General features: G+C 60.1%; 5 protein-coding genes. 3 read left to right on the top strand and 2 right to left on the bottom strand.

The window, feature by feature from the left end; all coding sequences use genetic code 11:
* The first annotated feature begins 3 nt into the window (after positions 1-3).
* From WJU23_RS21445 to WJU23_RS21435, 3 genes are all read left to right on the top strand, one after another.
* Positions 4-768 carry an ABC transporter permease gene (locus tag WJU23_RS21445; protein ID WP_346334676.1) on the top strand — a complete coding sequence of 255 codons (765 nt, stop codon included), beginning with the start codon at positions 4-6 and terminating at the stop codon, positions 766-768.
* 55 nt (positions 769-823) lie between these two features.
* Positions 824-1,537, top strand: coding sequence for an ABC transporter ATP-binding protein (locus WJU23_RS21440; protein WP_346334675.1), 714 nt, complete (start codon positions 824-826; stop codon positions 1,535-1,537).
* 85 nt (positions 1,538-1,622) lie between these two features.
* Positions 1,623-2,879 carry an NAD(P)/FAD-dependent oxidoreductase gene (locus tag WJU23_RS21435; protein ID WP_346334674.1) on the top strand — a complete coding sequence of 419 codons (1,257 nt, stop codon included), beginning with the start codon at positions 1,623-1,625 and terminating at the stop codon, positions 2,877-2,879.
* On the opposite strand, the gene WJU23_RS21430 is transcribed toward WJU23_RS21435, so the two are convergent.
* Positions 2,855-3,262 carry a hypothetical protein gene (locus tag WJU23_RS21430; protein WP_346334673.1) on the bottom strand — a complete coding sequence of 136 codons (408 nt, stop codon included), beginning with the start codon at positions 3,260-3,262 and terminating at the stop codon, positions 2,855-2,857. The genes WJU23_RS21435 and WJU23_RS21430 overlap by 25 nt on opposite strands.
* Positions 3,263-3,297: 35 nt before the next feature.
* A complete protein-coding gene (locus tag WJU23_RS21425) occupies positions 3,298-12,111 on the bottom strand; it encodes an Ig-like domain-containing protein (RefSeq protein ID WP_346334672.1) in 8,814 nt (2,937 codons plus the stop codon).

Here is a 12,111-nt window from a genome sequence, read left to right as displayed (position 1 = left end):
CGCATGAACAAATCTCTCCGTGGTACGCTGCTGCCCGTTCTAACCGGTTTCTTCTTCCTCGCACTCTGGCATGTGCTGGTGAAGATATCAGGAAGCGATCTTTTTCCCACGCCTTGGGACGTCGCGAAGGGAATCCAGGAGCTTTTCGACAAGGGCCTGTTGCTCAAATACATCGTAGCCTCGCTCTTCCGCGTGAGCTGGGGGTTCATCCTCGCAGTCGTCGTCGGGGTGCCGCTTGGTCTGGCGTTGGGCTGGTTTCGACCTGCCTATGAAGCGTTGAATCCGATGATTCAGATCATGCGTCCTATCTCGCCCATTGCCTGGATTCCTGTGGCCATTCTCTGGTTCGGCATTGATGACACGGCACCCGTTTTTCTCATCTTCCTGGCCAGTGTGTTTCCCATCACCGTCTCCTCCATGGCGGCGGTTCAAAACATGCAGCTTGTGTATCTGCGCGCAGCCCAGAATTTTGGAGTGCAGGGTTCGCAGCTTTTTCGCCGGGTGATCCTGCCCGCCGCGCTGCCGCAGATCATCACGGGCATTCGCATTGCCCTCGGCATTGCCTGGCTGGTGGTGGTGGCGGCGGAGATGATCGCCGTCAACAGCGGCCTGGGTTATCTCATCATTGATGCGCGCAATGCCGGCAAACGCTACGACCTGGTGGTCGCAGGCATGGTGATGATCGGCCTCATTGGGCTGGTGCTGGATCTGCTGGTGAGGCAGTTGGAAAAATTTGATGAAGTTCGCTGGGGCTATGGACAACGCTAAAACACTTATACAAGTCCGGGATTGCTGGAAGTCCTTCCCAGGCAAATCAGGAGAAATGATCCACGTTCTCGAACGTGTGAACCTGGATGTCCATGAGGGCGAGTTCCTCTGCATTGTCGGGCCTTCCGGTTGCGGCAAATCCACACTGCTAAACATCATTGGCGGATTTTTCAAAGAGACCCAAGGCGAGGTGCTTGTGGATGGTGCACCGGTGGCCGGACCCAATCCCAAGCGCATTTTTGTCTTCCAGGAGAACGGCGTTTTCCCCTGGCTGACCGTGGAGGAGAATGTGGGCTTTGGCCTCATGTCGCGGCCTGAGGCCGAGCGGGAGGAAAGGGTGAAACATTACATTGAAATGGTCGGCCTGAAGGGCTTCGAGAAAGCTTATCCACGGGAGCTTTCCGGCGGCATGCGTCAGCGGGTGGAGATCGCACGTGCCCTCGCGGCCAATGCCGATGTGCTATACATGGACGAGCCTTTTGGAGCACTGGACTTTTTGACGCGTTTGAAGATGCGCGCCGACCTTATACGCATCTGGCAGGCGGAGAAAAAGACCGTGCTGTTTGTCACCCACGACATTGAGGAGGCCGTGCAACTGGCGGACCGGGTGGTGGTCATGAGCCGCCGCCCCGCCACTGTGGCGGAGACGGTGACCGTGGATCTGCCACGTCCCCGTGATCTGGATGCTCCCGGCTACCTCGCCACACGTGACCGGATTTTTGCCATCATGGGCATGGATGTGCACAGTGGCGGTGACTTATCGCATTAAAGCATCACGGTGATGCGTTAATTGAATCACAGTTGCAGGGTTTGCAGGCGTAAACCTCTATGCAACCCCTCTCAAAACGCTCCTCATGAATTCCAATTACGACGTCCTGATCATCGGCGGTGGCCCCGCCGGAGCCAGTGTGGCCACCATCCTGGCTGAGCAAGGCCACCGGGCCCTGGTGATCGAACGCGAAAAATTTCCCCGTTATCATGTCGGTGAATCCTTGATCCCATTCACCTTCGGCCCCCTGGAGCGGCTGGGCATGATCCCGAAGATGAAAAAGAGCCACTTCATGAAGAAGTACAGCGTCAGCTTTGTGCAGCCTGACGGCCGGCGCTCGCAGCCGTTTTATTTCCATACGCGTTATGACAAGGACACCATCGCCCAGACCTGGCAGGTGCTGCGGTCGGAGTTTGACGAAATGCTGCTGAACAATGCCCGTGAAAAAGGCGCAGACGTCCGTGAAGAGACCACTGTGGTGCAGTTGCTGAAAAACGACAGCGGTGCCGTCATCGGTGTCGAGGTGAAAAATAAGGACGGCAGCCTGGAGCAGCTCTATTCGAAGCTGGTCATTGATGCCTCCGGAAAGGAAGCCTTTGCCTCTAGCCGTCAGGGCTGGCGCGTGGGGGATCCGTTTTTAAACAAGGTGGCCATCTGGACTTATTACAAGGGCTCCAAACGGGCGGCGGATCTGGACGAAGGCGCCACCACCATCGCCTTTGTACCGGACAAAGGCTGGTTCTGGCACATCCCCCAGCACAATGACATGGTGAGCGTTGGCATCGTAGCCGAGGGCAAATATCTCACCCGCGATGGCGTGCGCGACCCCGAAAAAATGTTCCAGCGCGAGATCGGTGAAAATCAGTGGATCAAAGACCATCTCTCCACCGGCGAATGCACTGGCCAATACTGGCTGACCAGCGAGTACAGCCGCCATTCCAAATACGGTGCTTCACCCGGCCTGCTGTTGGTGGGGGATGCCTTTGCCTTCCTGGACCCCGTCTTCAGCAGCGGTGTCATGCTGGCGCTGAAGAGCGGCGTACTGGCGGGAGATGCCGTACATGAGGCCCTAAAGGTAGGTGATCTTTCGCCGGAACGTTTCGCCGACTATGGCAAGCAAATCCGCGAAGGAGTGGAGAACATGCGCAAGCTGGTCTATGCCTTCTATGACCCCAACTTCTCCTTCAAGGACGTGGTGATGAAATATCCCGAGGCCGGTGCCGAACTGACCGACTGTCTCTCAGGCGACCTGAACAAGGACTACACGCCGCTCTGGAACCGCATCCGCGAGTTTGTCAAACTGCCGGAAGACCTGCCTTACGGCGTTCCCTTGGCAGCTTGAGGAAGCGCCTTTCTGATCACCAGGACGAGCAGCAAAAAGGCTGCGATGGCCGCCAGCCCAGTGAGGTTTTCCCGCAGCGATGGCGGGAAGATCAACACGTAGCCCGCATCCTTCACCAATGCCGCAAAACTGCTGACGCAGAATGGCATCAAAAACAGGCGGAAGGTGACCCATGGATCCAGGGCAGTCTTTTGTCCGCCTCCGGGCCGGGTGCTGATGATGAGCGCCACGCCAATGATGCCGCTCAGTCCCAGAGATGTCAGCCAGATCCGGGGCAGGGGATCAAAGTGGAAGGCCACATTCACGACATACCAGATGGCATAGCACCAGAGAATGATGCGCCCGGTGGACAGGCCATGAATGTAACGGAGCAAGGGGAGCATTGAGTGCGCAACATTGCTTCATCCATCGTATCGAATCAAGGCACCAGCGGCGGCATTTTCCATTCAGGATCGCCACTGCGTGGCATGATCTTCAGGAAGAAGCTGCGGTGGGCGGGAAGCAGCAATGTCGCGCTCAGATCAGGTGCCGATGCATTGGCACGCGGACTCCAGGCTCCCGTGCTGCCGCTGTGGCGCAGCCAGTAGATCTCATACACAGAAGTTCCTGGATTGTGGTCGCCGGACCAGAGCTGAAGCTGGTCCGAGACGACACTGTTGGCCCCGGCGGTAAAACCCTGGCTTACCGCAAACCGCAACTGCTGCGGGGTGCTGTCCACCGGCCACGGCAGGGCCAGGAGGTTATGAGCCTGGTCCAGAGGACGGACAAAGGCTCCCGTCCTCACATGCCCGGTGAGGGTATAGGTGACACTGCGATCCGCCAGCTTCACCATCACACCGGTGCCAGGTGGAATGATTTTGTCATCCGACGTTGACTGGTTCTCATCCCCGACCACGCGCCATTCATGGTGGGTAGCGGATAGTTGCAGCCAGTGTGTTTCCCATGCCGCCTCTTTGAAAAACAGTACCTGGTCAGCCTGTGGAGATGCAGTTGAGCCTTGAAGCTGATTTTTTGGCAGGACCTGGTTCAAAGTCACATGCGGACGCACCACCACACGAGCTCCGACGATGTCCGCTGGCAGCGTCTTCTTCGTCGAATAATCGGAGGCCAAATCCAGAGTGATAGTCTGTCCGCTGATGCTCTGAATCTCATACCGGTGGCCAGCCAGCGCACCGTCACGTACTTCCAGATAGCAGGGTGCATCGGCCACATGAGCAGGCAGGATGGCCCCCTGCACTTCCACTGCCTGACCGGTAGCCGCTGCGGTGACAAAGCCTGCATACCGGGGTGCATTCACCCAGCTCACCCCCAGCGTTTGGGAGCCCGGCTGCAGCGCCAGCCTCTGCCAGCACTGCGGCGTGCTGGCAGCTGAGATGCCGCTGCTGTGCGTCACCCGCAGCCTCACCATCCCGCGCTCCAATGACTGCCCTGTCAGGTGGCTGATACCCGCCCAGGTAAGCTGCTCTTCATCATTGGCCAGGGCCGTCACTGTGGGCGCAATCGCCAGCGCCTGCCAGGTCATCAGATCGCTGCTGCTTTCCAGTTTAAAGCTCACATCCGTGATGCTTCGCGGCCTGACAAGATGCGCGTCCACACGGCCTTCCGGAGTGGTGGTCAGCCACCAGCCCGCGTCATAGCGTTCGTCGCTGTTGAGCGCGTATTCGATCAGGTCATTCACATCATCCCCGTCAAAGTCACGGTCCTTCGCATTGGAAGACCCCAGATCACTTCCCGGCGGATTGCCCGTGCTGCCTTCACCACCAGAGGCCGGTGGATTGCCGACGATCTGCACATTGTCAAAGGTGGCCGTTCCCAGGATCGCCGCCCTTGCCGAAGTGAGCGCCAGGCCTACATAAAGCGTGGAAGGCATGTTCTCCAGGCTGACCACACTTACCGTCGTCCAGCTCGTGCCATTGGCCGATGCATAGGCCGTAAAAGTGTTCCCCGTCCGCACCAGCCGCACCCAGTTGTTCGGCGTTGTGTTCAAGGCCGGCCCGCCTGCATAGCTCGTCGCCGCATTCGCTGCGGAGCGCCAGACAAACCCGAAGCCGTTGCCCGCATCCATCGGTGTCGTGAAGGCCATTGCATGGCGGGAGCCGCCGGTCAGATTTTCGCGGAACATCACCCCGGCCTTGCCCCAGGGGTTTTGATTGGTCTGGCTGGTCACCCGCGCGCGGATTTCTCCATCGCCCACCAGTTGCGTCGCCGCATAATGGAAGCCGTCTTGCGTAAAGAAGATGTCCTCGCCTGAGCCGCGCAGGGTATAGGTTCCCGATGCCGCATTAAATTGCGTGGAGCCTGCCGCTGCTGCATTGCCGATGTCCTGGCCCTGCAATCCAACCGTTACCGGCGGAATATAGCTAACCACAAGTGTGTTAGAAGCAGTGTTTGGCACCCCGCTGCTGTTCTGCGTCGCTCCCGCAGGCAGGCTGATGCTCACCGCGCCCTCACTTGCCGGAGTAACGGTCAGGCTGTAGGCCGTGCCGCTGCCTGCCAGGTTGGAGGCGCTGCCATTGCTCACGTTAAAGTCTGACAAAGCCAGCCCGGTGACGCTCTGCGTGAACTGCGCCTGCATCGTAAAGGGCGCCGTCTCGATAGAAGAGGCCGACGTCAGTGTCACCCCCGGTGCCACCACGCTCTGTGCGCCCACGACCTGCACATTGTCAAACGTCGCCGTGCTGAGCTGCGTGCGCGAGCCGGAGGTCAGGGCCAGTCCCACATACAGGGAGGAAGGCAGGCTGCTCAGCGTCACCGTATTCACCGTCGTCCATGCCGTACCATTGGCGGAGGCATAAGCAGTCAGCACATTGCCCGTCCGTACCAGGCGCACCCAGTTGTTAGGCGTGGCATTCAAAGCCGGGCCCGCTGCGTAATTCGTCGCCGCATTCGCCGTGGGCCGCCACACTGCACCAAAACCGTTCCCGGCACCGGTTGGTGTCGTAAACATCATCACATGCCGTGACCCGCCGGTCAGGTTTTCCCGGAACATCACCCCCGCTTTCGCCCAGGGATTCTGGTTCGTCTGGCTGGTCACCCGTGCGCGGATTTCACCATCCCCGTTGAGCTGCGTCAGCGCATATTGAAAACCATCCTGGCTGAAGAAAATGTCCTCGCCAGCCCCCTTGAGGGTATAAACTCCTCCATTGTATGTGGTGGAGCCTGCCACCGCCACCTCGCCCACATCCTGCCCTTGCAGCGACACCACAACCGGCGGCGAATAATTGACACTGAGCGTATTCGATGCGGCATTCCCCACCGCCCCCGCATTGACCACGGAGGAGGCCGGCAAGCGCACGGTCACCATGCCGGGTGCCGTGGGTGTCAACGTAATGCCATAGCTGGCCCCGCTGCCTGTCAGTGCCGAAGCCGTCGCATTGGTCACCACAAAATCCGTCAAGGCCAGTCCGCTGATTGCCTGGTTAAACTGCACCTGTACCGTGAACGGCCCTGTCTCGATGCTGGAGGCGGCGCTCAGCGTCACCTCCGGTGGCAGCACCGTCTGGCTGCCGGTGATCTGCACCTGGTCAAACACTGCCGTCGTGCTTTCAAAGCTCTGACCTGACGTTGTCGCCAGGCCGATGAATACCTGCGAAGGCAGCCCGGTCAGCGTCACACTGCTTACTGGTGCCCAGGCATTGCCATCGGCAGAGGCGTAGCCTGTCAGGACATTGCCTGCACGCACCAGGCGCACCCAGTTGTCCGGTACCGGGTTCATGGCCGGTCCTCCGGCATAGGTGGTCGCCGCATTGGCAGCCGTCCGCCACACCATGCCAAAGCCATTTTCTGCCCCTGGCGGCGTGATAAAGGCCGTCGCATGGCGGGAGCCAGCGGTCAGGTTTTCACGGATCATCACCCCGGCCTTGGCCCAGGGATTGGTATTGCCAAAGCTGCGCACCCGCGCACGAATTTCACCATCACCATTCAGTGCCACCTTGGTGAAATGGAAGCCGTCCTCTTCGAAAAAGATGTCCCTGCCTGAAGCCGTCAGCGTGTAGGTGCCAGTGGCTGCATCATACACCGTTCCGCCATTCAGGTTCAGGTCCCCAATGTCCTGCCCCACCAGCACGGGAGCAGCCACCTGATAACTGCGGGTGATGGCATTGGATGCCAGATTGCCCACGCCTGCTGTGTCCTGTGCCACGTTTGCCATTAGGCTGATCGCCACATTTGCCGTCGGTGTCACCGTAAAGCTATACGTGGTCCCGCTGCCCGTCAGAGCACTCGCCGTCCCGCCAGTCACCGTGATGTCCGTCAGCACAAAGCCGCTCACCGCATGGCTGAAAGTCACATTGACCGTAAAGGGGGCCTCCACCGTCGCGGGGGCCGTCGTGGCAAGTTCCACCGTCACCGGCAGCGGGGCGGTGGCCGGGGCATCGTCCAGTTGAAGCAAGTAGGCGGAAAGCTGCCCAAGCTGCGCTTCCGAAAGTGTCGTCCCCTGGTGGGCGCTGACTGCTTCTGCCAGCGTCGCGGCTGAGCCATCATGCAGATACGGAGCCGTGGCCCACAGCCCTCTCAGGGTCGGCACGTCAAACCCTGTTAATGCCCCGCCTAGGCGCTTGCCGCTGGCAGGCTTGCGCGTCCCAATGTCACGGAAGACATTCAGCGCACTGTTGGTGAAGCCGCTGCCACTGTGGCAGCTCGCACAGTTCTGCTGGCGGAAGATCTTTTCACCGTCCACAGCGGCCGTGGTCAGGCTGCCGTTGCTGTTGCGATGCGGGCTTTTCGGCTCCGCCGTCAGCGATTTTACATACGCCGCCAGTGCATCCAGATCTGCGCTCACACCGGCCTTCGGATCGCCCAGCGGCTGGTTGCGAGTCCCGCTGTTAAACTGCGCATCCGTCATCAGTCCCGTTCCACCCGCCAGGGTGCGGATCTGCCCTTCGAAGTCATGCACCTCGTCGAAGTTGCCGCTCCAGTGCAGCATCCCCTGGTTGCCATGACCGCGCAGCGTGATGGTATTGCGCAGCCCTTCACCAAAGCCCGTGATGTCCCAGGTGCGTCCGTCATGTCCGCCGTCATTATGGCAGCCTGCGCAGGAAATGTATTCCTGCAGCGCCACCCGGCTGTCCAGCGCATCATAAAAAAGCTGCTTTCCGTTTAGCACCTGCGGCGTCAGTTTCTCCGTAGCCGTACTGCTCACCGTCGCCAATGTTGCCGGAAGCTGGACGCCGCCTTGCAGCAGGCCGCCCACATCATGCACCGTCACGCTGCGGTCCATGAAGTTTTGCACAAACAAAGTTTTGCCATCCGGTGAAATAGCCAGCCCCTGCGGAGCCCGACCCACGCTGAAACGCATGAGCTCCACCTTTGACCTCGCATCCACCACCGCCACCGAGCGGCTGCTTTCCAGTGCCACAAAAAGATAACCTCCCCAGGGATCAAAGACCGCCGCGCTTGGGATGCCTGCATTGTCAAAGTCCAGCCGGCTGGCGGTGTCCTCTGCCTGTGTGGCCAGATTGATGCGGCTGGCGATGGCCCGCAGCGTCTGGTCATGGTTCAACCCCACGCCATTGCGCAGCGTACCACGCTTGATGTTATCCTGCTTGGATGGAACCCACGCGGAAAGCCCGTCCGGAGAGATGGCCGTCGCCCCCAGGTAATTCGGGATGCCGCTTGCCGAGGTCGGCGTATCCTCCGCATTGCTATGCTGTAGCAAAATCGTCCGCTCAATGGCCATCGTCGCTCCGGTTACCACAACGACCTCGCCACCCCGACCCGCCGGATTCGGTGTTGCCGTGTTTTCTCCCGGCACCGGCGGTGTGATAAACCGGCTCACATACACCCGCGCACCGTCCGCACTCACCGCCACATGCCGCGCATGCTGGCCCACCGTCTGCGTGCTCACCGTCGCGCCTGTGCCTGGGTTCAGTTTTAAGAGCTGCCCGCTGCCTTCCAAGGCCACATAAGCTGCCGTTCCATTGGGATCAAAAGCCAGGCCGAAGGGCCGCGACCCACGTGGCAGCGTGACTGTCGCCGCCACCGCATAAGAACTGCCGTTGAGGATGGAAATCGTCCCGCTTTCCACATTTGTCACCCACGCTCTTCCATCCGGCGCAATGGCCACGCTGCGCGGAGCCGTGCCCACCGTTGTTTCTGCCAGCTTGGCCCGTGTTACAGCGTCAAAAATCGTCACACTGTCACTGTCCGGATTCACCACCCACACCCGGCCATTGCCCGTGCTGCGCACCTCGAAGGCAATGCTGGTGGAGGCGGACGGTTTCTTCACCGTCAGCGGCGGATGGATGACCTGATAGGCGCTGACCGAGGTCACCACCCCGGTGTTATCCGTCGCTGTCAGCGTCACCAGATAACGGCCTGCTGCAGAGTAAGCATGAGAAACAGTCGCCGCAGGCGCATAGGCGGTCACCGGGCTGCCATCACCAAAGTCCCAGCGGAAGAGCGGGTTGGCTCCGCCAGTGCTGACCGGTGTGAAGGCGACGTTCACTCCCACTGCTGCCGCTGTGGTCAGCAGCGGCTGAAGCGCGAGCGTGCTGTTGATCGTCCAGGCAAAGCTGGTGTTTACCGGTGCAGTGTGACCATCGGTCACAGAGACCGTCGCGGTATAGTTTCCCGCCTGGCTCGGGCTGCCGCTGATCACGCCTGTCTGTGCATGGATCGCGAGTCCTGGCGGCAGGCCGGTAGCGCTAAAAGTCAGTGCATCCTGGTTAATATCCGTCGCGGTGATGGGCAGGCTTACAAGTCCGCCCACGACACCCGATTGCGCTCCCGGACTGGTGATGACGGGTGCCGATGGCAGCGCAAAGGCATTGCTGAAAAAGCTCCAGCTCAGCACCTCATGCGTATTCGTGCTTCCACCCGTGGCTCCAGAAAAGCCCAGCCAGGCGTTGGGGCCGATGAGGGTAGGAAGGTCAATGTTCGGCACCGTCAGCACGGGAGTGGCCGGACGTGTGACCACCACGCCCTGCGCCAGGTAGATGCGCAGACTGTTAGCCGGACCATCATACTCCGCCCAGAGCGTGTGACTGGCCCCGTTTTCCAGGTCAAAGGGCGCATTATATGTGGCCAGATGCGGGGAGACGATGCCGTTGGTCAGCACGCCGATGTGGTTCGCATTGGGGTCTGAGCCGCCCAGATAGGTATCCAGCTCAATGGCCAGACTCTGCATGATCCCTTCATATCCCAGTCCGCCTCCGCCTGCTCCCAGGGCCGTCAACCTGTCATTCTGCATGATAAAGCTCATCCCGTCAGCACCGTCACCGGAGCCGTTCATGCGAAAAACAAATCGCGTCGTAAACGATGTCCCTTCGGAAAGCGGGATGGGGCTTTTCAAAAAGGCCGTACCCGCATGCGTCACTCCATTGGGGGTCAGTTGCAGGATGCTTCCGTTCAGGCTTGCATCCCCATTGAACTGCCAGGTAGCCGTGCTCCCTGTGAAATTGGCGAAGTCGTGGCTTACGTTAGCTGGCGTGATCGTCCAGGAAAAGTCCGCACTCGCGCTGGTTACTCCGTCTGTGACTGTCACACGCGGGGTATAAACGCCTTCCGTGGCCGGTGTTCCGCTGATGATGCCCGTGCTGCTTTGCATTCCCAGTCCTGGTGGCAGGCCGGTGGCGCTGAAGGTCACTGTTCTGTTTCCTGGTCCCACCCCATAGACGGCCAGCACCGTCGGGGCGTTCCTGGCGCTGTACTGGCTGCCGGGATTGGCGATGGTGACCAGGGATGCCGGATCCACCTGGATGATCTCAGCTTCGGAGTAAGCCCCATTGGCTCCGATGCCAAACAGCATCCAGTAGCCAGGTGTCATCACATTCACATTGGCATGACCGGTGACCGTATAAATGCCCGGGGTCGTTTCCGTGAACGGCAGGCTCAGATAGCGCAGGTCCGTATTCATCGAGTGCGTCTGCGATGACATCTTGATGAAACTGAACTTGGTGATCCCAGGTGTCGCGCGGACGGTAAACACTGTCCCGGTGCCGATGTAGGAGGGGGCCTGCTGAATGACAGGCCGTGCTGCAAGGGAGCCGTCCGCAGCATAAAGCATGGGGGGCGTATAAATCTGCGCATCCCGATGGTCAGCGCTGTTTCCGGAAAGCCCGCCGCCGCCGCTCCACACGCGACCGTCAGGCAGCAGCAGCGCCAGTGAGTGATAGTTACGCGGCACGCTCATGTCCGTCACCTCGCGCCATTGCCGGGTTACCGGATTCCAGATTTCCGGAGACAGGATGCTGCCAGTATCGTTAAACTTCAGTCCTGAAGTGTTCCCGCCGATGACCATCACCTCCCCGTTGGGCAGAATGACGGAGTTCGCAAACTGGCGCACATACTTCATGGACGGTGCCGCAGCCACCACCGGGGTGCCGCTGCGGATATCAATGGTGAAGGACAGGTTTGTACTGGTGCCCGTGGAGCTGTCGCTCGGATTCGAATTGGTGTTCAATGAGCCGCCTGCCACCAGGATCCTGCCTTCATCATAAACCGCAAAGCAGCCTTCTTTCGGATAATGTGTCCCCGGCACATCCACGCCGCTGTAGGTCAGGCTGCCATTGCCAGCGGCCGTCACCCAGTTCATCCGCCGCGTCGGCCCGCCATGGAAAAGCCGACCGTCAGGGGCCACCACCATCAGCGGGTGCCAGCGCGTCACGTACCCAGGCTGGCTCACCACCGTTGCCCAGTTGATGCTGCTCAGGCGCTTCCAGCCATCGGCGGCAGTCCACCGTTCCGCCGTGTTTGTTCCGCCGTCGCCAGTCACCGTGAAGACGCTTCCGTCGGTTAAGGCCACACTCGTGTTATACCAGCGGCCGTCATTCATATTGGGCATCGCCGACCACAAGTTCGTCCGCCAGTCAAAGATGCTGCTCAGCCGTACCGTGTTGCGCCCGCCATTGATCACCACCCGCCCGTCCGCCAGCATGACGGACCCGCCGCAGAACATGTCATGCCGGTTGTTATTGATCTCCGTAAACACGCCCGTCGCCGGATTCCATACCGCCGCATAGGTAAACTCCGCCCCCACCGGAAAGGTCGTGCGCTGGTTGGATGAGAACGTCAGCAGCCGTCCGTCAGGCAGCGTCGCCGCCGTCACTGGAATATGCGGGGTCCAGCTGATCACCGGTCCCCAGGTGCCTACCTGGTTTCGTTGCGCTGGGGTTGGCGCGGGTCCCGTCTGAACAACAAACGCAGGAGCCAGCATCTGTGCATCGGCTGAAAGCTGGTCGGATACGCCGTGGTCATCCGCTGCATCAATGCTTGTCCAGAAGGACAAAAACAT

This window comes from Prosthecobacter sp. SYSU 5D2, assembly GCF_039655865.1.
Classification (GTDB): domain Bacteria; phylum Verrucomicrobiota; class Verrucomicrobiia; order Verrucomicrobiales; family Verrucomicrobiaceae; genus Prosthecobacter.
This window is presented reverse-complemented; position numbering and strand designations above follow the sequence as displayed.